Source organism: Mucilaginibacter sp. P4_G9, from assembly GCF_056400985.1.
This window is the reverse complement of sequence record NZ_JBFUKF010000047.1, coordinates 1-22,286: the sequence shown is the minus strand read 5'-3', so window position 1 is coordinate 22,286 and position 22,286 is coordinate 1. Positions and strand designations below refer to the sequence as shown.

The following is a 22,286-nucleotide window of genomic DNA, read 5'->3' as shown; positions in this document are numbered from 1 at the left end:
GTGATTACTTGGTCAAAGGGGATTCTGATATATTCATCCACATGATTAGAAGTGTGTTTCGAAATATCAATATGATCCTCAGCCATGACTTGTATAGCTTTGGGATTGACACCGTGCGTTTCTATCCCGGCGCTGTATATATTCGCCTTGTCACCTGCAAAATAGCGCATGTAACCTTCAGCCAGCTGGCTGCGGCAGCTATTGCCGGTACATAAAACCAATATATTCTTCTTACTCATTTTAGTGTTTTCTTCATAACGATAGCAGATACCGGGCAAACATGGCTGAACTCTGATGATTGCCGCACCTCTGCCGGAACGTCTTCCCTTGTGATCTTTTGGAAGTTCTTTTTCTCAAAGTAGCCCGGTGCTGTTTCTGTCAGCAGGTATAAAGCCGACAACTGCTTTAAGTTACTCATGGCCTCAATACGATTCAGCAACTTCCCTGCAATTCCTGAACTACGGTATGCCGCTTTCACTGCCAGGGATCGAAGCAGCCCATTGGTGCCATAGACTTCTATCCCTGCCACACCAATCACAATGCCGTCCTGTATAGCTACAAGAAAACTATCCAGTGTTTCCGGCAGGTCTTCTACCGGTAACTTCTCAGCTGCCAATAGTTCGATTACTTCTGCCCGATAGGGTTGTGCCTGGTCTATAATCATATCTGTAAAAAATTAGCAGCAGCCTCCTCCAGGTGTACAGCAAGCTTCCGCAGGTGCAGCCAGGTTAACTAATTGTACTTTTGGTTTTTCTGCCGCCGCAGGTGCGCAGCATTCTTCACCTTTATCATTTGTACCACAACTGCCGCCACGGGTTTGTGCTTTGCATTGTACGGCATCTGGGCGCAGGTCAATTGTTAAAGCTTCGCCGTTCACGATCATTTCGTTAGGGAACATCTGGCGGGTATCAAATTCAGAATTACCGAACTCGATCTTTACCGTGCCGTTCGGATTAAGCGGCAGCATTTTCTCTACGATGTTTACTATTGATAAAGCTTTGCCAACTTTCATGGAGCGCTCTTGCTGTTCGCCTTCAGGCACCCAAAGCTGTACGATGATCTCTGTCCAGGCGTTCATTACACCGCCGCAATCTACCGATGTGATCGGAGCTTGTTTGATCTCTGTAATATGATAAGCGGCATCTACCAGCTTGCCTTCGGCATATTGGAATTGTAGGTCAAGGTCAGGATGCTGTAATAGGGTTTCTTTAAATGTTTTCCAGTTGATCGCTTCTACTTTATTCATGGTGTTTATTCTATTTTATTATTGCAATATTGCGATTAATTAATTCAAATTTTTTTAGCAGCAAGTAGCTTTTAGATCATAAGCTGCAAAGAAGCCACTCATTTGCTCTCTTAATTCATTCCATACCGGCGGGTTGATGCAATAGCATACGCTTACACCTTCAATCGTACCCTGAATCAAACCGGCCATTTTTAATTCCCTCAAATGCTGTGAAATGGTTGGCTGTGCCAGCCCCAGTTCATCTACCAGGTCACCGCAGATACAGGTACTGGATTTGATGATATACTGTAAGATAGCGATCCGTGCAGGGTGCGCAACCGCTTTCAGCATAACAGCTAATCTGTTCTGCTCTTCCGTAAATATCTCTGTTTTTGTTAATCCCATGATCTTATATTGCAATATTACGATTAATACTTTGAATATTGCAAATTATTTTTTCACATTCTTATTATAGATGGAAAATCACTGAGATTATCAGTCCGGTCCGTGTTCGTTAAAGAGTTGAGTTTGGGTTAATCAAGGCTGATCAGCCTGCCGCTGTCAAACGCACTTTGTTCATTGTGGTGAACGTAGCCGAGCTGATTTGTCACAAGTTTCGTCTTTCCGATCAGAAAGTCATCGGTTGCAGCATGATTGTGACCATATACCCAGTAGTCGGCGCCACATGATTCAATAAATTCATCCAGGTTGGTCGCAAAAGCTTCATTCAGCGGACTGCCGAGGTATTTAACAGGATAATTCTGAAACGTAGGCAGGTGATGGGTGACCACGATATGCTTCTCATCCTCTTTGCGGTTACCCTGGAAAGCGGAATGCAGGAACGCCACTGATTCAGCGTGCATCCGGTTATACTGTTCCACTGACAGCCGCTGTCCTTCAAATTTGATTAAATGAAAATCCATCATGCCGCGTTCAATTTGCCATGCTTTCGATGCTGAAATATCGGACCACAGGGTCGAAAAATGCAGACGGATATTCTCCAGCCGGATAGTACAGTTATTGAGCATGGTTACATTTGGCCGGATAGCTTCCCGAAAAGTACCTGCTCTGTTGGCCATGTCGGAGTTGTAATATTCGTGATTACCGGGAACCCAGTAAGTGTGCCTGTAATTGTCTGCTGCGAAATCAAAAAAGTCCCGGTAGAGACCCATATTCCTCAATGTAGCAACATCACCTGCGAGTAAGAGAATATCCCCTTCTACTTTAAGCGGATTAAGTTTAATGTACTCCCTGTTTTCATGAAACTCTAAATGCAGATCTGATGCAATTTGTAAACGCATTATATTTATAATTTTAATTTTTATCGACTTGATGAAATTCTGGGTGCTCAGGTAATACCAGTATCTCCCGTTTCATTGTTTATTTAACAGCTGTTTTCTTTACAGCTGAATTCTGCTGATTTTTATATTTGTCTATTCATCCATAATGTCTGTTAACGAAAGTTCCTGCCCGGCATATTTTTTCTTCAGTGGCTTCATATCCCGGCTGATCCTTGTATCAGTAACCCGTGCATAAAGCTGGGTGGTTTGAAGGCTTTTGTGCCCCAGCATCTGGCCCACTGTTTCGATTGGGACGCCATTGGTCAGTGTCACTGTAGTGGCGAAGGTATGCCGTGCGCAATGGAACGTCAGCCGTTTTGTCCAGCCCATTAAGCTGGTAATGTCTTTCAGATAGGCATTTGCTTTCTGATTACTCACTTTAGGCAAAATGAAGTCTTCGTCAAACAGACGCGGATAATCCTTATAATGCCCGATCAGCCGAAGTGCGGGGCTAAGCAGCGGAATGCGAACGCGGTTATTATTCTTCATTCTAAAGGTTTGAATCCACAGCCCGCCGTCCTCTCCTTTTAAAATATCCGCTCTTTTCAGCTTAACAGTATCAGCATAGGAAAGACCGGTATAGCAGCTGAACAGAAACAGATCCCTGACCAGGATCAGGCGCTTTCGCTTAAACTTTCTGGCTGCAAGCTGCTGCAGCTCTCCGCTGCTGAGATATTCCCGGTGAACTTCCTCATGTCTTACCCTATAAGCGATAAAAGGATCACGCTTCACCCAGCCGATCTCATAAGCTATTTTCACTACTGTCCTTAGCTTTTTAACCATTTGTACAGCAGTATTGATCTTGACCCCATAATCTGTTTTCAGGTAATAATCAAAATCCCTGACAAACCGATAATCTATATCATCAAGCCGGATGTCATCGCTTTGATGTTTAAGTTTAATATATTTCTTTAATACGCTGTGTACCGTTTTGTATTTGGCCAGTGTCCCCGGTGTATAATCCTTTCCGAGCAGGCCGGCGATCTGACTGGTATGATAGTTCCAGGCTTCAGAAAGCATTTTCGGCGGATCTAATTCTTCACCCTGCATCAGCTTACGGATATGTACCGGTTCAAATGATTTACCGGTGGCATACAGATCCTGCCGGCAGGAATGTGCACGGGTATTTAATGTGTCAAGCCAGGCATTTGTTTCCCTTGCTTCTGCTTTGTTTCCTTTCATCCTGCCGGTATGTTTGTCCCATTCCTGTCGTTCACACCGGCGCTGCGTGGACCACTCCTCCCGCTTACCGTTTACAGTGATCCTGATATAAATATAGAGGTCTGCCCTTTTTTTGTTTTTTGACGATCTTAAATAGAACAGCACTTTAAAGGTCTGGGATCGCGCCGGGCTCAGGATCTCTTTTTCGGGCTTTTTTTTTCACCGCCACTCAGCATTTTTTCAATGTCTTCCGCTTTATAAAAGAATATCTTTCCTACCTTGTTATAGCTTAACGTTCCTGCAATACGAAGGTTCTGTAATGTCCCTGGCGATATTCTGAGCAATTTCCTGACATCACTGCTTCTCAGCCATTTTTGCTGCGGTAATCCCTGAGCCTCCTGGAATGGCCTCAGCACTTCAAAGAGCTCCTTTTTAAAAACCTCCAGGTCTTTTTTAGTCAGTAATTCATCAGGGCTCATTTTAAAGTTTTTAAGTTCATGTATTCGGTTTTATGAACTGCTCATTTGATCAAACGACCAGTTTATTATGGTTGAACAGCTTTTAAATTCTATAGCTTTTTGCTAATGATTCCCTACGGATTTAAATCATATTTAATTATAGTATTTTTGATTGTCAGGACAAATGTACAGAATTTCTAAACATATTCAATGAAATTATTTAGCTTTCCCAAACAGTTGTACTTTAAAGTCATAAATCAGTATGGAAAATCACTATTTATGACAGACTTCGGATTATTTCTTGCAAAAAAATCTGTTAATAAATCGGAGATTTCCCGTAAGACCGGAATAAGTAAATCGAGGCTGAGTGAACTTTCGATGAACCCCTCAGCAAAACTCAGAGCAGATGAGCTGTACCTGGTTGCCCTGGCCATAGACGCTGACCCTTTGGAATTGTTAAACCATTTGTTTAGGGATATTAAATTGAAAAACTGATAGCGGGGAGATGGTTAGCCGGATTGCTGAACGGTCAGCTGCTATATTTTAAACCATGGTCAGAAATGTGACCTCTCTTTCTTTCAGGATCTGGTCCCGGAGTTCGTTCACAACGGCTTCCCTGTTTTCTCTGAATCTTTTTGTTATCGTATCAGTACTTTCATTGGAGGCATACTTATCCGCCCACGACATGATCTCGAGCAGGGCTGGCAGCAGGTCTATGGCTTTGTCTGTCAGCGTATATAGAATTTTTGTTTTATTGTTTATGGAACCCCGCCTCAGCAGCAACCCCGCTTCGGTAAGGTGGTGGAGACGGCTTTGCAGGATGTTGGATGCGATACGCTCACCGGAACGAAGGAACTCAGTATAGCTCGATTTTCCGTACAGCATGATATCACGGATAATTAACAGTGACCATTTATCGCCAAACATACGCATGGCATATTGAAGAGGGCAATCAGACCCCTGCAGTTTTTTTTCCATAAACTGAGATTTCAGAAGATAACCGGCACAGCTCGTCTTGAAGCAGATCTATAATTAATAACATCATAAATATAATTAAATTTAGGATTAAGCGACGAATCTGGCAACCGTTAAGTACACGCAGTGCATCCCCTGCGGGCGGACTTTCCGCTGTATCTTCTGCGAAGGATGCCGCTGCAATTCCTGATGCATTTTCCCTGCAGGAAAACCACGTTTGCAGTTCCCGCCCCGGCTTCACTTACAAACCCGGTTTTCCTGCCGCATGGCAGGAGCCTGCCTGCCGGACAGGCCTCTGCCCGTTCCCCTGCTTCTTTGCGATCCACAAATTGATGAGATCCTTTTTAACAATTGGGAACCTGCTTATAAGGAAGCGACTGAAGCAGTATGATTAGGCGGGTGTATTACCCCGCCCGGCGATCCGGCTCATCGTTCTGCAAAGCGGCACTTCCTCACCAGATCACCAGGCCGCACAGCCGGAACCTGCCTCCCGGGCTTCCGGCCCTCATCCCGGATAAGACCGTACGTTGCACCTGGCTTATCCACCCCGCTCTCCCGGCAGGCAGGCACCTGCTCTTTCCCGAAAATATAAGGAATTGTTGTTTGATCAGTTATTTTTTTTCAGTCGAAACGGGTAAAAAGCGCAGCTAAAATCGCGCCCGCAGTTTTCGTGGGGTTGCCAAAAGACTACGGCATAAACGGTTTCCTCCCCAAAGGGTCCCCTCCAGTTATTCCGTTTCCTTTTGGCCGGCTCGCGGGCCCTAAGATTTGCTTTCTTTTTTCCCTTTTTCTTTTGAAAAATAAATCAGGAAAGACAGGCGGAACAGGAAAAGCAAACAACGATTTATTCACCATTAAAAAAACAAAAACATGGCAAACTGGTGCAGTAACACGGTGGAGTTCTTAGGGGAACACAGCCAGATGGAACAGTTAAAGAACCTCTTTGATGCGATGGCAGCCAAAGAAAAAAGAGAGCGGAAGGGGCAGTTACCTGCGTTCACAGCTAAGGAAGGCGGTTTCCTTTTTGAGACCAGCTGGGAGCAGGGCATTTTGCATTACCTGACAAAATGGTCGCCCAATATCGCCGTAATTACAAGGGTGGCAGACCACTTCGGGGTCGGTTTTATTTACACCTATGATGAACCCGGAAATCTTGTATTCGGTGAAGCTGCCTATAAGGGCGGTGTGTTAACGGACATCTTTCTCGATGACGATGATTACGATCAGTATCAGTATGACGACGAAAAGCGCGCCTACGTCTTTGAAGAGCAGGGCTATGAAAACAATTACGAAATACTGGAAATCCTGCTTGAACGCAAAAAGGCGCTCAGGGCATTACAGGAATAGCATCCTGACAACAGCAAACAACATCATTTTAAATCATTAAACATTAGAAATCATGGCACACAATCTCAATTATAACCAGCTTACTAACGAATACAGCTTTTTCAGTGTAAAGGAAAGGACATGGCACGGATTAGGTAAAACAGTAGAGCAGTATCCGACAAGTGCGGAGGCGATAAAATACGCAGGACTTGACTACCTCGTTGAAAAACGACCGCTGTTTACCTATGATACGGATAATCATTACGGCCATACTGATCTGATCATACCGGAGATCAGCGTTCCGGATTACTTTGCCACCGTCAGGACAGACACCGAACAGGTTTTGGGAGTTGTCGGCAAGGACTATGAAATTGTACAGAACATCAATGCATTTGAATTTTTTGACGCTATTGTAGGTGGCGGGGACGGCATCCTGTACGAAACCGCAGGGGCTTTAGGCAAAGGCGAACGCATATTTATCACCGCAAAACTGCCGGGTTATATCCAGGTTGGCAAGGACGATCTGATCGAGCAGTACTTATTCCTGACCACCTCACACGATGGTTTCGGCAGCATCACTGCAGCTTTTACACCAATACGCATTGTCTGCAACAATACGCTGAATGCTGCACTCCGCAACCACAGCAATGCCATTAAAATCAGGCATACCGCCTCGGCTAATGACCGGATCAAACAGGCACATACTTTAATGGGTATCAGCAGCAGTCTCGGCAATGAATTGGATAGCCTCTTTAACCATTGGGCACAGGTGCGCATTTCCGACAAAGAGGTGAAGAAGCTGATACAGATCGCAATGGCACCGAATAAGGAAGTCCTAAATCAACTGGCACAGGGCAAAACGGATGAACTGTCAGCGCATTATACCAATGTCATTGACAAAGTTTATGAGTATGCACTCGGCAGCCCGTCGCAGCAGATGGAAACGACAGCGGGGACCGTTTTCGGGACCTATAACGCTGTGACCGGCTACTTCCAGAATGTAAGGAACTACAAAAACGAGGAAGCAAAATTTAAATCCATCATTGAGGGAACAGCGAAAATGAGGGCGCAGACCACCTTTGACCTGTGCAGGAATTTCGCGGATCATGGTGCAGGGGCTTTACATTTTAACTGATTAAAAGAGGGGGAGCAATCCCCCTCATTAAACTTCAAACCGGACTATTATGAAAACACTGAAATCTTTAAAGAACATACAAAAGGCAAAACTGCTGCACGACTTATTTACTGATGAAATACCGCAGTTTCTCGAATTCCTGAAACAGGAATGTGAAACCATAGAAAAGGAAGCCGAACAGATCAGGGCCGCATGGAAACAGGAGTTTTTTTCTGCCGATCTGTGGATCAGCCTGTCGGCACAAACGCTGGCGGCGGTTAGAAAAAACAAAACTGATTTTCAGAAAAGCAGCTATCTGTTCAGCGAAAGACTTTTCGACGGATTCGGGACCGCATTTCTTGCTCACAAGCTGAACCGGTACTGCGAGACGCAGTGCTTCAGCGAGCCAAAATTTGATGTGGCGGTAGATTTATTCTTTAACCCTTAATATATTAGTTATGACACGTGCGAACATACATATCACATTAAGTGATGGAAGCCTTATAAAATGCGTTGCTGACAGCAGCAGCGCACCTGAACAGGGRTATATCGTCGAAGATCTGATCTTGCCGCTTTTGGCCCTTGATGACAGTGTAAGGGAATTAAAACTTTTGAAAGAACACTGCACTATGGGTGAACAGCGGATCAATGCGAGCTATCGCTACGTTATCAGCCTGAAAATAAAGCGGGTTTCTTTATTTGAAGAACATTATTATTACAAAACGGAAACTTTTATTAAGGGTCCTGATATTACCCACAGGTACGACAATTACCTCGTAATGCTGAGATCCTGAGCGCATTTGGAGACATAATTAATCATCGGGGCAATTTGCTCCGGTGATTTAAACCTTTAACAGACTAATTTTAATAAATTTGTTTATGAATACATTAATGCCGACAAAGCCGGGGCAGATCTGCAAAATTATTTCTGCTGTTGCGGATATGGAGCCGGAGGCCGTTTTCATTGTTGCTGAAGACCCGGCCGATTTTGATGCAGAGGACGACATTCTGGTTGTAAATCTTAAGGAACTGCAGCGGAATGTTAAACAGCCGGAAAATGCCGAACGGATAGCTGTGACTAAAAATGAACTTGTGGTGGTAGCGGAAGACCTCTCCGCTTATGTACAGACCTGGAATATAAAGAACTAATACCTTATGGAACTTATACATAAGCATAAAAGTTTCTGGAAGGAAAACGATTACCCATATATCAAAGCGACAGAGATCAGCGAAGAAGAACTGATTGCACTGGTTAATAGACTTGAAAGACAGGATATAATTGAATGGCTCATGTGGAATGACCGGAATGGCGTCTATAGCGATGAAAGCTCAATACGGGAATTCGGGCAGGTGATGTCAAAAGAAGAGGGTATTGAAATAATGCTTCGCCAGGCCGGTGAAAACAGAGCTGTTAGGAATCTGACGATCATTTAGAAATCTGTTCTTAAAAATTGCTAAAGCACCAAAACCGCCGCCTGATGTTATCAGGCGACGGTTTTTGAGATGTGACGTGTAATGAAGTTTGGCATTTATGTTGTAGTCATATAAAGATGACAGACATTCATTCGAGCCAAACAAGAAGTTATAATATGTCTCGTATTCGGAGTAAAAATACCAGACCCGAATTACTGGTTAGATCATATCTGTTTAAAGTCGGTTTTCGTTTTCGCCTACACGATAAGAATCTTCCAGGAAAGCCCGATATAATATTGCCAAAATATAAAACTATCATATTTGTCCATGGCTGTTTCTGGCACGGTCACCCTGGATGCCGGCATGCTGTTTCACCAAAATCTAATACAAAATACTGGAGTGCCAAGCTCTCTGGAAACTCGATTCGGGATGTCAAAAATCAGGAAAGTTTAAAAAATCTGGGGTGGAATGTCATAGTAATATGGGAATGTTATCTTAAAAAGGACTTTTTTTTAAAAGCGATGAGTTCACTGACAGGTCAATTGATTTGCAATAAGTCGATTTAATAACATAGAATATTGTAAATAATACTACTTTTAACATATAGACCTAATCAGGCCGTAAACCTTATTATTTATATGTTTAAAACAGAACTCGTTGACCCAAATGTTGGTAATTTTATTGACTCCATAAGAGACATTGGATACTCGTTTGAAGTCGCTGTCGCCGATTTAATCGACAATAGCTTAACAGCAGGTTGCTCGGAAATAAAAATCGTGACTGTTCCTAACCCTCATCTCGTTTTTTCCATGCTTGATAACGGATCTGGAATGTCCGAGCCTGAATTGCTGGAGGCTATGAGACTTGCGTCTAAAAACCCGAAGGATGTACGAAAGAAAAATGATTTAGGAAGGTTTGGTCTTGGTCTGAAAACTGCATCTTTTTCGCAGTGTAAAAAACTGACTGTAATAACAAAAAAGGATGGTCAGGTTTATGCAAGACAATGGGATATAGATTACATCTCACAAAAAAATCAGTGGCTTCTTATAACCCCTGAGAACTTCGATCATATTCCTCTTCTGCAGGATCTGTATGCGCTGGAAAGAGGAACTCTTGTCTGCTGGGAAAATATTGACCGATGTGACAAGCATAGTTTTGCAAATGTAATTGCACTTCTGAGGAAGCATTTATCCCTTGTGTTTCATAAATATCTTGAAGGGTCAGAAACCGCTAAAGCCGTTAAAATATTTGTTAATCAAAATATTTTAATTCCATTTAACCCATTTAATATGAATCATCCGGCAACGCAGCAGCTGCCGGCAGAAAAAATCAGGCTTTATGATACGAATATTATTATACAGCCATACATTCTTCCTCATCATTCTAAACTTACACAGCAGGAGTATGAACTGTATGCAACTGAGGAAGGTTATATAAAATCTCAAGGGTTTTATCTTTACAGAGAAAACCGAATACTAATTTACGGCACATGGTGGGGGCTTCATAAATCGCTTGATGCTCATAAACTTGTCYGAATAAAAATTGATATTCCCAACAGTATAGATGCTCACTGGGGTATAGATATTAAAAAATCCATAGCCAGACCGTCAGAAGAAATTAAAAGAGATTTAAAAAGGGTAATTGGTCAAGCCACCGAAAAAGGCTCACGTCCATACACTGGCAGAGGAAGAAAAATCGAAGACAAAACTATTGTGCAGTTCTGGGAAATTCTTTCACTCAATGAAGACATTCGTTTTGCCGTTAATCAGGAGCATCCTCTTTTCAGGTCACTGATTGACGATTTATCTGCTGACAGCATAGAAAAACTTAATTTTCTGTTAAAAGGCCTTGAAGCATACCTTCCTATAGAAGCGATACAATTTAACCTTCAGAAAAATCCTCACCTGATTAAACAGCAGACTGCGTTTACTGAAACCGATATGACAGACCTAACATCAAAACTGCTTGCATCCGGCTTATCGCAGGAAGATATTGATGATTTACTAAAAACTGAATTATACAAAGGCCGCAAAAACCTATTACAAGATGGACACAATTAGCTACCAAGCTGTTAACGAGAATATTCATAACAAGCTATTAAAGGTTAACGGTTCGCTGCCGCCAACTAAAATTGAAGAAGAAATTACCAAAATCAGAAATGTAATTACAGCTATAGGCGCAGAAAACTTTGCTAACATACTTTCTATAGATTCTTATAATGATTTATCAGAAGAAGACTGGGCAAGGATGGCGACTGATTTTGAAATTTATTTTAATGTTAAACTTTCTAACGGTACCCTGATTCAGGGTGAAGAACAGCAGGACCGAGATACTGTATGGTGGTCAACGCTTAATAAGCAGAAATCACTAAAATATTACTGGCCTCGTTATGCCGATTATCTTGCAACGACCCTTCCGCCTGATGTAGTCAAAACGATAGATGAGGATACTGATATTATCTTAGATAATATTGAAAACCCAACTGTTTCATCATTCTCAAGATATGGAATGGTGGTTGGCCATGTTCAGTCAGGAAAAACAGGTAATTATGCGGCAATAGTCTGCAAAGCTGCAGATGCAGGGTATAAATTTATAGTAGTTATCGCCGGTGATAAAAACAATCTGCGGAACCAGACTCAAGAAAGACTCAATGAATCATTTATTGGTCAGYCCAAAGGTGTGCAGGTTGGAGCAGGAAAAGGAAACTCCAAAAAGGAAATGCTGCCATACAGTCTGACAACTGTTGAAAAGGATTTTAATAAGCACGATGCAGACAAAGTTGCTCAGGGTCTGAATTTTGACAACATCAGTGTGCCCATTCTCATGGTAATAAAGAAGAATTCGGGAACACTCAAAAATGTTATTGACTGGCTGCAGAAGCAGTATGTGAACAAGATAGTAAAACATGCAATGCTTGTTATCGACGATGAGTCTGATTACGCGTCCATCAATACTAAAGAAGAAAGCGATCCAACAATTATTAATAAAAGGCTGAGAACATTGATAGGTCTTTTTCAGAAAAGCGCTTATATCGCTTTTACTGCAACACCCTACGCCAATATATTTATTGATCATAAAGCTGAAAGTGCGGATTTGGGAAGAGACTTATTTCCAAAGGATTTTATTTATGCGCTTGATGCTCCGACTAATTATTTTGGAGCAAGACGTATATTTCTTGAGACTGAAAGAAAATCCCTGGTTGCAATTAACGACTGGACGGATATCCTTCCTCTTAATCATAAAAAGGATCTTAAGATTGATCTCCTGCCAGCCACACTGCTTGAAGCGCTCCGACTCTTTCTCCTTGTAGTAGCCATCAGAAATCTCCGTGGGCAGGGGAACAAACATAACAGCATGCTGGTACATGCGTCCAGATTTACAGACGTTCACAAAGAACTTGCAAAAAAGGCTGGCTCATATCTTTCGAACTTAACTAAGGATATAACTTCATATGGTAAACTGGAGGATGCTCTTGATCAGAGTCTTCATCTTCAGGATTTAAAATCGAGCCTTGAAAAGTATTACAAAGAGATAGAATTTAATTGGAAAGATATTCTGCTCAGCCTGACAGATATTATCGATAGTGTAATTGTAAGAGAGGTTCATCAGAAGACCACTCTCCCGCTGATTTACAGAAACGACGCTGTTACTAATGCAATTGTTATCGGAGGTACCAGTCTTGCCCGCGGATTTACTGTTGAAGGACTAAGCATAAGCTATTTTCTGCGAAGTACTATCTTCTGGGATACGCTGCTGCAGATGGGCAGGTGGTTTGGATACAGGCCAGGGTACGAAGATCTTTGCCGGATTTTTATGCCGGCAGACCGAATTGAAGATTTTGCTGAAATTATCAGTTCAACGGAGGATCTATACAGGGACTTCAAACTCATGGCTGAAAAAGGTATGACGCCTAATGATTTCGGCTTGTCTGTGCAGGAAAACCCCGATAACGCGCTTCAGGTAACGGCTCGTAACAAACAGAAAAATGTTACTGAATACGTTCATTCTTTAAAACTCGATGGAAGGCTAAAGGAAACAAGCAGGCTTAGAAGCGACCCTGCCGACATAAAGAAAAACATCGAGCTTGTTAAGTCCCTGATAGACTCGCTTGGGGTTCCGAAACCAGTTGATGGCAGCCTTATCTGGAAGATGGTTGATAGGAAAATAATCGGAAGCTTTCTTAAAAAGTTCAAGACTTTTGAAAACGACCGGCTTGGCCTCACCTCCAGAATGCCGCTCCCATATATCGAAAAATTTACTGAAGAACGAGATATTAACTGGGATGTTTCCCTTCACAATGGTTTCGGCCATCCTTTTATTCATAAAAAAATTGAGATCAAACGGCAAAAAAGGCAGTTTAGTTATAAGAAGGAGGGCTTTTTTGAAATCCAGAACAGACAAGTTTCATCAGGATCTGCGGAATCAATTGGGATAGAGGACCCGGAATTGAGAAAAAAACACGCGGCAGATCGCGGGGAAACTCGGAAGAATCTTCCGCGTCCGCTGCTGATGCTTCATATAATCGAACCCACTTTTAACAAAAATGGAGAGCAAACTAAGGAATACGGAATTGATGAAATTGTAGCAATTGGTGCCAGCTTTCCCGGCGATGTGACTTCAAAAGAGGATATCGTAACCTTGAAAATAAATACCGTTTATTACCAGAATCTCCTAAGAGATTTAGAATTAGATCAGGCTTCCGATGACTGAAGAAACAAACAACCCATGGGCAAAAATWAACCTGGCATCATCAAAAAGAGTTGAAATAAAAACCGCTTACCGATTTCACTGGATTAAGGATGATAAAGGCAGATCAGGCTTAAGAATAAATTTCAAAAATATTCCAGCGGACGCTGAGCCGATTGCAAAAATAAGCGGCATCACAACGTTAATTCGCAGACATGAAAATGCCGATGATGAATTGTTTTTAGTTATAATGAATCCTTCTGATCAGGATATTTTCCATACCCTGTGTCTTGACCTGATCAATAGCTCCCTGGCTGCTGAAACAGAATCTAAGCTATACAGCACAGTTGCAAACAGACTGCGCCACTGGCAGCGTTTTTTAAGCATGGGAGCGGCAAAAACAATGACCGAACAGTTACAGATGGGGCTTTTCGCAGAGCTTGCATTTTTAAATGATAACGTTCTGACAGTAATGCCAATTGATCCTGCTATTGGTGCCTGGGTTGGTCCCGATTTTGACAAACAGGATTTTTCTTTTGATGATTTCCTTGCTGAAATAAAATCATACATTACCTCTAAAGGGCCCTTTGTCAAAATATCCTCTATGCATCAGCTGCTATTTGATACAAAGCGTCTCTACCTCGTTGCATTCGGAGTCAGTAAAACAAATGGCGGCAGGAATATCCTTGATTTAATTGATGATATAAGGGAGAAGCTTTCAGCAGATTCAAGGTTGCTTGACAGTTTTGAGGGGAAATTAAATCAGTATGGTCATTTTGAAGGAATAACAGAAGGACCGTTTTTTAAATACACTATTGACAGCAGAAAAAGCTATAACGTCTCTGTAGAGTTCCCAAGAATAACTTCAGCARCAGTTGCCGATCAGATTACCGCAGTACAGTATACAATTGATCTGTCTAAATGCAAAGCTTTTGAAACGAATATACCATCTTTAAATAACATCTGATAAATGGCAAGCTTAGAAGAATTTCACCAGGACTTTATACAGTCAGTGCTGATAGATGCAGACTCACGAGGCCTGTTAACGGCCCAGTCATTTTTTGAAATTGTATGTGAAGACTTGGTGAGTGTTGGAGATCTGACGAGTAATTATACACCAGCAGAATATATTAAAAGAGGCGTTGAAGCATATGGTTTTGATTACGATGATGAAAGAAAAATTCTGACGATTCTGAGCCATCAGTTTTACCAGGACGATTCTGTTCAGTCTCTGACAAGAACGCAGCTGGAAACAAAATTTACCCGTTTAAAAGCTTTTTTTAATAAATCCACGGAAGGATTGTTCCGGGAAATGGAGGAAACGTCGGAAGCCCATTCGATGGCCTATAATATATACCGGTATTTTGAAAATAAAATGCTGCATAAGGTACGCCTGATGGTACTTACAGATGGAAAGGCAACAAGAAATCTGGTGGAGCTTCCTGCGGAAACCATAAAAGATGTGCAGTTTGATTTCAGGGTAGTTGATATAGAATATCTCCATAACATATATGAGTCGGAAACAAAATCCGCAGTATCCGATATCAATGTAAACCTTCCTTGTCTTGTAATTAACGATGAAAATGACAGTTATCAGTCTTATCTGACGGTTTTAAAAGGTGATCTGCTGGTCGATATTTACGAGCATAACGGACAGAAGCTTTTTGAGCAGAATGTAAGAACTTTCCTGCAGTTCAAAGGGGGCGTAAATAAAGGTCTTCGAAATACAATAGAGTGGAAACCGGAAATGTTCTTTGCTTATAATAATGGAATTACTGCGACAGCAGAATCGGTGGAAATTGGCGACGACGGAAATCTTAAGGTTATTAAAAACTTTCAGATCGTAAACGGCGGACAGACTACATCTGCTATTTATGCGGCAAAAATGACATCGAAGCTTGATGTATCAAAAGTTGCCGTCCAAATGAAGCTTTCTGTTGTCAAAAAAACGGAGAACCAGGACGAATTTATATCTAAAGTCGCAGAATATGCGAACACACAGAATAAGATCAATAATTCAGATTTCTTTTCCAATAGTCCTTTTCATAAGGATATGAAAGACTATTCGAACAGAGTATTTGCACCAGCCACTGGAGGATCTCAGAAACGCACGCACTGGTTTTATGAGCGTGTGCGTGGGGAATATCTGAATAGTCAGGCATATTTGAAACTGACTGATAAAAACAAATTTTTAATTGAAAATCCGAAACAGCAGGTAGTAGATAAAACACTTCTTTCAAAAACAGAAGTTACCTGGAGAAGACGGCCGGATATTGTTTCAAAAGGTGCACAGGAAGCTTTTAAAAAATTTGCCGAGGAAATAAATGAAATTCTTGAAAAGGATAATCTGGCAATTACAGAATCTTATTTTAAAGATGCAATCTGTCGTGTCATTCTTTTCAGAGCTACCGAACGAATAGTTTCCGCCGCCCCGTGGTATGACGGAGGTTTTCGAGCTCAGACAGTCGCCTATACAATTTCCTATTTATCGGCGTTAACCCAGGGTTCTGGCGTTGATCTGAACTTCGACCTAATATGGGAACTGCAGGATATTCCCGATTCGCTTACAGAAATGCTCAAGCTTATTTCGGAAAAAGTCTATCACAGCGTAACACACCCGGCTACCGGTTATGCCAATATCACTCAGTGGACTAAAAACTTTAAATGCTGGGAAAGTGTGCAGGAAATTGACATAGAATTTCCGGAAGAAGATCCGAGGCTTTTTATTTTCCGCGAAGACAAAAATTTCAAAGCTAAAGATGCCAAAGAAACTAAGGCAGTGGACAAAGGAATTGATGCTCAGATTTTTGTTATGAAAGTTTCATCTAATGATTGGAACGTCATCTTAAATTACTACAGTAATTATAAAGGAATCAAAAACCTCAGCAGTATGCATCTTGATGTTCTTGCAAAAATGGCCGGAGGAAAAATCAATCTTCCTTCTGAAAAACAGGCAAAAATCCTGTCACAGATCTATGAGAGTGCAAAGATGGAAGGTGTCGGACTTGAGCAGTTGTAACTAATTAAAAAACCTTTTTCAAAAGCAAGCCTTATTTGCTACCTTCAAAGGTCGAAATTTTCAATTTGCAGAATTAATATTTTTTCGTATAAGACTCATTGTCAATAAATTACATTTTGAAAGCTACTAAAAAAATTGGTATTGATATTTTCAGCGGCGCAGGCGGCCTGAGTTTAGGTGCCGAAAATGCTGGTATTAGTATCGGCCTGGCAATTGAGAAAGATCCGTYTGCTGCAAAAACATTCAGCAAAAATCATCAGGCCGTTAACATTCTCTGCGAAGATATTGGCAAGATAAAGCCCTTAGAGCATATTGCCAAAGAGCCATTTATAGTTTTTGGAGGTCCGCCATGCCAGGGCTTCTCTCTGTCCAATACAAAAACCCGTACCGAATTCAACAAAAACAATTATCTGTTTAACGAATTCGTAAGGTTTGTAAATGAACTTCAGCCAGAGTGGTTTTTATTTGAAAACGTCGAAGGCATAACAACATTTAACAAAGGTGAAACTGTCAAAGAAATTAAAGCCTGTTTCAAAGAGATAGGTTATGAAACCACAGAACAGGTTTTATACGCTTCAGATTATGGTGTGCCGCAGCACCGCAACCGCTTTATAATGGTAGGAAACCGCCTGGGAAAGGTTTTTGAGTTTCCTGAAAAATGCGATAAAAGGGTAACCGTAGAAGAAGCTATTTCAGATTTGCCTGAACTTTTGAATGGTGACAAGTTTGAGGAGCTTCCATACAGCAAAGATATTAGCGAAGTAAGCAGCTATGCGCAGTCGATGCGTTCAAAATCAACTGCTGCCCGTCAGAATCTTGTTTCTAAAAACGAAGATTATGTAATTGAGCGTTACAAGTATATCAAGCAGGGACAAAACTGGAGAGCAATTCCTATAGAGATGATGGCTAACTATGCAAATGTAGATAATTGTCATAGCGGAATTTACAAGAGACTTGATGCAGGATCTCCTTCAGTTGTTATATCAAATTACAGAAAAAATATGCTGATCCATCCTTTTCAGGACCGCGGTCTTTCTGTAAGAGAAGCAGCACGTCTGCAGAGCTTTCCGGATCATTTTGAATTTGAAGGAACACTCATGCATGTTCAGCAACAGATAGGAAATGCTGTCCCGCCATTACTCGCYGAAGCAATATTTAGGAAAATTCTGTCCACTTAGTATACCTGAACATGTTTTACCTTATTCAGATATTTTATGGCTAATAATGACTGGTCAGATCGTGAGGTAGAATTGATTGTTGCGGATTATTTCTCTATGCTTTCAGATGAGCTGAAAGGTAATAAAGTAAATAAAACCGCACACAGGGACGCATTGGCCCCTTTACTTAACGAAAGGTCCAAAGGTTCAATTGAATTCAAGCATCAGAATATTAGCGCCGCACTTGTAGAAATGGGGCTGCCATTTATTAATGGCTATAAGCCGCTGTATAATTTCCAGCGGGATAAATTGTATTTATTTATTGGCGGACAGCTAAATTCGATTAAGGGCTTTGACAGCCTGCTTGAAATTTTCTCCGAAAGCACCGCCAGCCCATCCACAGCTCCTGAATATTCAACATGGGTTGTCCCGCCACCGGAAATTATTAAAGAAAAATCAAAGAATGAAAGAAGTTACCGTCCGGTAAAAATCAATTACCTCGAAAAAGAACAGAATAACAGAAATCTTGGTTTTAAAGGCGAAGAACTCGCTCTTAGCTTTGAACGACAGCTGTTATTAAATGCAGGAAAAAATACTCTTGCAGAAAGCATAGAATGGGTTTCAAAGGATTTAGGAGACGGCCTGGGATTTGATATACTTTCAAGAAATCTGAATGGAACAGATAAATATATTGAAGTTAAAACAACCAAGCTATCAAAAGAAACTCCCTTTTTCTTTTCCTCAAATGAATATAGTTTTTCAAAAGCGCACAGTAACAACTATCATTTGTACAGGATTTTCAATTTTAGTGCTCAGCCGTTATTATATACGCTAAACGGCAGTTTTGATGCTTTCTGTAAGATGGAGCCGACTCATTATAAAGGTTTCTTTAAATAACAGAAAGCTAATTTTCGAAACAAATGCTCGAAATATTATACTTCCTAAATTACTCAAGTAAACTGGATAATTGCTTAGAACTTACATTATATACTATCTGAATAGTGGTGATAATTCGTTCCTGAGGGTTTAAATTTCTGCCTGGGTTTTTTATAATATTGATCTTGGGAGAATTATTTAAATCGTTAATGATTATTAGATAGTATTCATCCTGATATTTATTTGCCATAAGCCATTCCTTTTCCGTAAACATTACCCCATATTCCTCGACTTCAGAAGCACCTTTTATTTCTACTATATATTTCACCTTCTCATTAGAAATTTCAAAATCGTATCCGCATCCTAAATCTCTGCAATCATTCAATTGACAATCTGGAAGCAATTCATTTTCAGAACTTGCAATCCATGAAATAAAATATTCTTCCGCTTTTTTTCCAGTGACAGATCTTGGAAAATAGATTAACTGGCTCCTGTCTTTGCTGGCTTTTGGATAAGAATAGATAGAAAGCAATTGTGATAAATTGTAAGCATCCAAATCTTCAATATTGCTTTTTAGAATGTCTTTAATTATGATGCTAAAAGACCTTTCATCAATGTTTGACAATGCATTTATAGTTGCAAGTGTCCGTTTGGAATGTGTTCTATTTACCCATCCTTTTCTATGAGGGTGTATGACATCAAACTCATCTCTTCTAAATCGAATATAAGAAGGAAGCACTTTAAGTCTTTCTCCGAATTCAGTGAAAGCTTGCTTGTCAGTTTTAAAGCCCAGATTTTGTAAAGCAACCGAATTAAATTTTGATAAATAAAATGCTACGACATATGCGAGTTCTTTTCCAGGGTCCATAGGTAAATTCAGTTTCCGTAAGCTTTAAACATACGGTTATTTTTAAGCTTCATGGTGTTAAGCTAAATTTGAATCAGTTCTAAGGACCCAGATTCGTTAAAACTTAATTTAGCTGTATGTTTATTTGATGATGCTTATGGAGATAAGTCCTTAAAAATCCAGTAGTTCCTTCAATTCAATATTCAGTCCTTTAGCAAATTCCACCATAGTCAGAAAGGTCATATTTAACTCGCCCTTTTCGTATTTTTTAACATCAGCATAATCAATATCACAGAGCTGGGCAAATTTTCTGTATGACAGGTTTTGTTTTTTACGCAAAGCGAGCAGATGCTTCCCGAATTCTATTAAATGCTCTCTTTGCTTATCGCTTGCCATCCGCAGATTTATCTGCAACGAAAATTGTCTTTTTGCAATTCAAAAGTGTGGGTATATATCCCCACATATCCATATCTTTGATAACAGAACTCTCTATATTAACTCTGAACTAATGCAGCAAAAGCCTGAACTTGACCTTGCATCGAACGTATCCAGAAAAAACAGGAAACGCGGGGATTTCTATTTTATAATTGGACTATTAATCCTGTGGCTTTTGGTGTTTTTGGCAATAAACTTTAAGATCATGAAATAAAATTATAACCTATAGTTATAATTTTCCCTGGTTTCATCCATATCGCTTTTCTTTGTATTTAACATTAATACGATCTGCTATGAAGGCTTGTAAATTATTGTCTTTTGCAATTTTTTTCCTAATGTATGTTTGTGTTTCATATGCTCAACCCCCTACCAAGGTAGTGGCAGGCCAAATCATTATGGACGACGGAACCCTTTCTCCAAATCAAAATAAATATGTCGGCTTAACGGACAGCCTGAACAAAAGGCTTAAGGCAAATCCAAATGATACTTCCAGCTTATTTTATAGAGCGCTGTTGTATTCACGTTTTAATGGCATTATGGCAAAACCAGCACCTGGAGAACCTGCTACTTTAGAAAACCTGGTTACTGCAAAAAACATGGCCGAGAAAGCTATTAATCTAAAGATGTCGGATGTCAGACTAAAGGTGCTCCGAGCTCAGATATATAAGGAATTGTGCTATCAGTATTCGGGAGATGAAAGTTGGAAGTTCAATACCAAGCAGATTGCGTTGAGAAAAGCTCAATTTAATGCATTTAAAAACCTGGCAAATAAGTATTATGATGAAGTTGCGACATTAGATAGTACTAATGCATACGACTATCAGAAATTAAAAGTGACGACTAATTATAATCTATAGACAGTTTGATTAGATTTTAAAATCAAGTAAATCTTTTGGGTCTACCTCAAGTCCTTTTGCAAGTTCAAATATGCTGGATAATTGCAAATTTGTTTTACCATTTTCCATTTTTGAAATCTTACTACTATCTAAATCGCATTTGGCTGAAAGATCTCTAAGTGAAATTCCACGCTCTTCTCTTAGCTTTCTCAGGTGACTGCCGAATGATTCTTGTAATTTCTGATAGTTGTTTTTCAAAGCCTGTATTTAAAATCGATTGAAATTGAAGTATATTTTTTTATAAAATGTGGACTTTTAAGTCCACAAACCAAAAAAAAGATTATATTTGTTTTGCGATACTTCATTTAAATCCGAAGCATTCGCTTTTGTCTCGATCCAGAAACCTGAGAAATTTCAAACCAACGAGACGGTAAGTGATTTGCCCATGCCATAGGTGTGGGCTCGCTTATCGTTGGTGGGCTCTCTCAGGTGCCCCTGGATCGGTAAGTTGAGTCCACACCTATGGCTTTTTAGTGTCTGGCCCGCTTACCTAATTTCACTGGTATGGAAGAGGTAATTACAAAAAACGATTTTACGTCTGTTAAAACAATAGGGGAAATCTTAGAGAAGTTCTTTAGGGATAACGATGTTGATTCCGTACAACTCCTTTTTTGGAAATTCTTTCAGTGCTGGGTTACCAAAGATTGCAACATTAAAGCGGATATCTCCGATGAAGAAGTAGCCCTGTTCTTTGATCAGTTAATGGACCTGGTGGCCGCGGCTTACATATTACACCAGGCGAACAGGGTTTCACCAAACCAGCAGGAAGGAAAAGGCCATGAATAGCTATCCTGTCCATACCTGGCTGCTGCTGATCTCTCCTCCTGAGTAAACCAGCATTCTATCAGCCGCATCCGGCCATCTAATCATTTTCTTAATAACTAAACAAATTAAAATGAAGCTAAAAATATGCTTACTGGGATTGCTTTGCCTTTTTTTTGAGGCGAACTCCCAGACAAAAATAAAAACTCAGGGCCTCCATATCGGTGACCAGGTTCCCGAAATTACAATAAAAAACGTGCTGAACTATCCGGGCAATACCGCCAGAATTTCCGATTTCAAAGGTAAACTGCTGATCATAGATTTCTGGGCTACATGGTGCTCTCCGTGTGTAGCCATGATTCCTAAAATGGATTCATTGCAGAACGAGTTTAAAGATCAGCTGCAGTTTCTGCCGGTTACCTACCAGTCAGAAAAGGTTGTCAGGTCATTTCTCGCAAGGAGACAGAAAAATACCGTTGAAAAATACGTCTTTCCGGAGGTGGTTAGTGATATCGGACTTAAGTCGCTGTTCCCTCATACTTCACTACCCCACTATGTTTGGATAGATGCTGGGGGTAAGGTTGTGGCCATTACAG

Annotated in this window: 29 protein-coding genes; 17 read left to right on the top strand and 12 right to left on the bottom strand. The window is 40.7% G+C overall.

Annotation, left to right across the window (positions count from 1 at the left end; all coding sequences use genetic code 11):
* The 7 genes from AC1DPZ_RS06910 to AC1DPZ_RS06880 all read right to left on the bottom strand — a co-directional run.
* Positions 1 to 239 (bottom strand): arsenate reductase ArsC (locus AC1DPZ_RS06910; RefSeq protein WP_477402159.1); only part of this gene is annotated, 239 nt, incomplete at its 3' end.
* Positions 236 to 664: an arsenic resistance N-acetyltransferase ArsN2 gene (gene arsN2 / locus AC1DPZ_RS06905; RefSeq protein ID WP_477402158.1), complete on the bottom strand. Its 429-nt coding sequence runs from the start codon at positions 662 to 664 to the stop codon at positions 236 to 238. The genes AC1DPZ_RS06910 and arsN2, both read right to left, overlap by 4 nt.
* 12 nt (positions 665 to 676) lie before the next feature.
* Positions 677 to 1,246 carry a DUF6428 family protein gene (locus tag AC1DPZ_RS06900; protein WP_477402157.1) on the bottom strand — a complete coding sequence of 190 codons (570 nt, stop codon included), beginning with the start codon at positions 1,244 to 1,246 and terminating at the stop codon, positions 677 to 679.
* A gap of 54 nt (positions 1,247 to 1,300) precedes the next feature.
* The gene (locus tag AC1DPZ_RS06895; protein WP_477402155.1) at positions 1,301 to 1,630 is read right to left on the bottom strand and encodes an ArsR/SmtB family transcription factor; all 330 of its coding nucleotides are present in this window, start codon (positions 1,628 to 1,630) and stop codon (positions 1,301 to 1,303) included.
* A gap of 128 nt (positions 1,631 to 1,758) precedes the next feature.
* Positions 1,759 to 2,526, bottom strand: a complete 768-nt coding sequence (locus AC1DPZ_RS06890) for a metallophosphoesterase (RefSeq protein WP_477402154.1) — start codon at positions 2,524 to 2,526, stop codon at positions 1,759 to 1,761.
* A gap of 132 nt (positions 2,527 to 2,658) precedes the next feature.
* Positions 2,659 to 3,891, bottom strand: a complete 1,233-nt coding sequence (locus AC1DPZ_RS06885) for a site-specific integrase (protein ID WP_477402153.1) — start codon at positions 3,889 to 3,891, stop codon at positions 2,659 to 2,661.
* 26 nt (positions 3,892 to 3,917) lie between these two features.
* Positions 3,918 to 4,205 (bottom strand): helix-turn-helix domain-containing protein, encoded by a 288-nt coding sequence (locus AC1DPZ_RS06880; RefSeq protein WP_477402151.1) that lies wholly within the window; start codon positions 4,203 to 4,205, stop codon positions 3,918 to 3,920.
* Between the two features lie 189 nt (positions 4,206 to 4,394).
* Between AC1DPZ_RS06880 and AC1DPZ_RS06875 the strand changes: the two genes are divergently transcribed.
* Positions 4,395 to 4,679, top strand: a complete 285-nt coding sequence (locus AC1DPZ_RS06875) for a helix-turn-helix domain-containing protein (RefSeq protein WP_477402150.1) — start codon at positions 4,395 to 4,397, stop codon at positions 4,677 to 4,679.
* 48 nt (positions 4,680 to 4,727) lie between these two features.
* Here the strand turns inward: AC1DPZ_RS06875 and AC1DPZ_RS06870 are convergent, their stop codons facing one another.
* Positions 4,728 to 5,162, bottom strand: coding sequence for a winged helix-turn-helix transcriptional regulator (locus AC1DPZ_RS06870; RefSeq protein WP_477402149.1), 435 nt, complete (start codon positions 5,160 to 5,162; stop codon positions 4,728 to 4,730).
* 110 nt (positions 5,163 to 5,272) lie between these two features.
* Positions 5,273 to 5,485 carry a hypothetical protein gene (locus AC1DPZ_RS06865; RefSeq protein ID WP_477402147.1) on the bottom strand — a complete coding sequence of 71 codons (213 nt, stop codon included), beginning with the start codon at positions 5,483 to 5,485 and terminating at the stop codon, positions 5,273 to 5,275.
* Positions 5,486 to 6,029: 544 nt separating this feature from the next.
* On the opposite strand from AC1DPZ_RS06865, the gene AC1DPZ_RS06860 reads away from it, so the two are divergent.
* The 13 genes from AC1DPZ_RS06860 to AC1DPZ_RS06800 all read left to right on the top strand — a co-directional run bounded on the left by AC1DPZ_RS06860 (position 6,030) and on the right by AC1DPZ_RS06800 (position 18,771).
* A complete protein-coding gene (locus AC1DPZ_RS06860) occupies positions 6,030 to 6,506 on the top strand; it encodes a DUF1281 family ferredoxin-like fold protein (protein ID WP_477402146.1) in 477 nt (158 codons plus the stop codon).
* Positions 6,507 to 6,558: 52 nt separating this feature from the next.
* Complete coding sequence (locus tag AC1DPZ_RS06855; RefSeq protein ID WP_477402145.1) at positions 6,559 to 7,620, top strand: DUF932 domain-containing protein; 1,062 nt, start codon at positions 6,559 to 6,561, stop codon at positions 7,618 to 7,620.
* A gap of 49 nt (positions 7,621 to 7,669) precedes the next feature.
* Positions 7,670 to 8,047, top strand: a complete 378-nt coding sequence (locus AC1DPZ_RS06850; protein ID WP_477402143.1) for a hypothetical protein — start codon at positions 7,670 to 7,672, stop codon at positions 8,045 to 8,047.
* Positions 8,048 to 8,057: 10 nt separating this feature from the next.
* Positions 8,058 to 8,393 carry a hypothetical protein gene (locus AC1DPZ_RS06845; RefSeq protein WP_477402142.1) on the top strand — a complete coding sequence of 112 codons (336 nt, stop codon included), beginning with the start codon at positions 8,058 to 8,060 and terminating at the stop codon, positions 8,391 to 8,393.
* A gap of 85 nt (positions 8,394 to 8,478) precedes the next feature.
* The gene (locus tag AC1DPZ_RS06840) at positions 8,479 to 8,748 is read left to right on the top strand and encodes a hypothetical protein (RefSeq protein WP_477402141.1); all 270 of its coding nucleotides are present in this window, start codon (positions 8,479 to 8,481) and stop codon (positions 8,746 to 8,748) included.
* A 6-nt stretch (positions 8,749 to 8,754) separates the two neighbouring features.
* Positions 8,755 to 9,033 carry a hypothetical protein gene (locus AC1DPZ_RS06835; protein ID WP_477402140.1) on the top strand — a complete coding sequence of 93 codons (279 nt, stop codon included), beginning with the start codon at positions 8,755 to 8,757 and terminating at the stop codon, positions 9,031 to 9,033.
* A gap of 116 nt (positions 9,034 to 9,149) precedes the next feature.
* Positions 9,150 to 9,578: a very short patch repair endonuclease gene (locus AC1DPZ_RS06830; protein WP_477402139.1), complete on the top strand. Its 429-nt coding sequence runs from the start codon at positions 9,150 to 9,152 to the stop codon at positions 9,576 to 9,578.
* A gap of 72 nt (positions 9,579 to 9,650) precedes the next feature.
* Entirely contained in the window at positions 9,651 to 11,072 is a 1,422-nt protein-coding gene (locus tag AC1DPZ_RS06825) for an ATP-binding protein (RefSeq protein WP_477402137.1), read from the top strand.
* Positions 11,059 to 13,722, top strand: a complete 2,664-nt coding sequence (locus AC1DPZ_RS06820; protein ID WP_477402136.1) for a Z1 domain-containing protein — start codon at positions 11,059 to 11,061, stop codon at positions 13,720 to 13,722. Before AC1DPZ_RS06825 ends, AC1DPZ_RS06820 begins: the two co-directional genes overlap by 14 nt.
* Positions 13,715 to 14,665, top strand: a complete 951-nt coding sequence (locus tag AC1DPZ_RS06815) for a PD-(D/E)XK motif protein (RefSeq protein WP_477402135.1) — start codon at positions 13,715 to 13,717, stop codon at positions 14,663 to 14,665. The genes AC1DPZ_RS06820 and AC1DPZ_RS06815 overlap by 8 nt, the downstream gene beginning before the upstream one ends.
* Before the next feature lie 3 nt (positions 14,666 to 14,668).
* Positions 14,669 to 16,717 (top strand): AIPR family protein, encoded by a 2,049-nt coding sequence (locus AC1DPZ_RS06810; RefSeq protein WP_477402134.1) that lies wholly within the window; start codon positions 14,669 to 14,671, stop codon positions 16,715 to 16,717.
* A 116-nt stretch (positions 16,718 to 16,833) separates the two neighbouring features.
* The gene (locus AC1DPZ_RS06805) at positions 16,834 to 17,895 is read left to right on the top strand and encodes a DNA cytosine methyltransferase (RefSeq protein WP_477402133.1); all 1,062 of its coding nucleotides are present in this window, start codon (positions 16,834 to 16,836) and stop codon (positions 17,893 to 17,895) included.
* Positions 17,896 to 17,931: 36 nt separating this feature from the next.
* On the top strand, positions 17,932 to 18,771 hold the full coding sequence (locus tag AC1DPZ_RS06800) for a protein NO VEIN domain-containing protein (RefSeq protein WP_477402131.1): 840 nt from the start codon (positions 17,932 to 17,934) through the stop codon (positions 18,769 to 18,771).
* 49 nt (positions 18,772 to 18,820) lie between these two features.
* Here the strand turns inward: AC1DPZ_RS06800 and AC1DPZ_RS06795 are convergent, their stop codons facing one another.
* Complete coding sequence (locus tag AC1DPZ_RS06795; protein ID WP_477402130.1) at positions 18,821 to 19,618, bottom strand: protein NO VEIN domain-containing protein; 798 nt, start codon at positions 19,616 to 19,618, stop codon at positions 18,821 to 18,823.
* A gap of 150 nt (positions 19,619 to 19,768) precedes the next feature.
* Entirely contained in the window at positions 19,769 to 19,993 is a 225-nt protein-coding gene (locus AC1DPZ_RS06790) for a helix-turn-helix domain-containing protein (protein WP_477402128.1), read from the bottom strand.
* A gap of 332 nt (positions 19,994 to 20,325) precedes the next feature.
* On the opposite strand from AC1DPZ_RS06790, the gene AC1DPZ_RS06785 reads away from it, so the two are divergent.
* Positions 20,326 to 20,889: a hypothetical protein gene (locus tag AC1DPZ_RS06785; RefSeq protein WP_477402127.1), complete on the top strand. Its 564-nt coding sequence runs from the start codon at positions 20,326 to 20,328 to the stop codon at positions 20,887 to 20,889.
* A 9-nt stretch (positions 20,890 to 20,898) separates the two neighbouring features.
* Here AC1DPZ_RS06785 and AC1DPZ_RS06780 read toward each other — a convergent pair whose 3' ends face one another.
* Positions 20,899 to 21,126 (bottom strand): helix-turn-helix domain-containing protein, encoded by a 228-nt coding sequence (locus AC1DPZ_RS06780; protein WP_477402125.1) that lies wholly within the window; start codon positions 21,124 to 21,126, stop codon positions 20,899 to 20,901.
* Between the two features lie 306 nt (positions 21,127 to 21,432).
* On the opposite strand from AC1DPZ_RS06780, the gene AC1DPZ_RS06775 reads away from it, so the two are divergent.
* Both AC1DPZ_RS06775 and AC1DPZ_RS06770 read left to right on the top strand, forming a co-directional pair.
* Entirely contained in the window at positions 21,433 to 21,714 is a 282-nt protein-coding gene (locus tag AC1DPZ_RS06775) for a hypothetical protein (RefSeq protein WP_477402124.1), read from the top strand.
* Positions 21,715 to 21,823: 109 nt separating this feature from the next.
* Positions 21,824 to 22,286: TlpA family protein disulfide reductase (locus tag AC1DPZ_RS06770; protein WP_477402123.1), on the top strand; the 463-nt coding region annotated here is incomplete at its 3' end.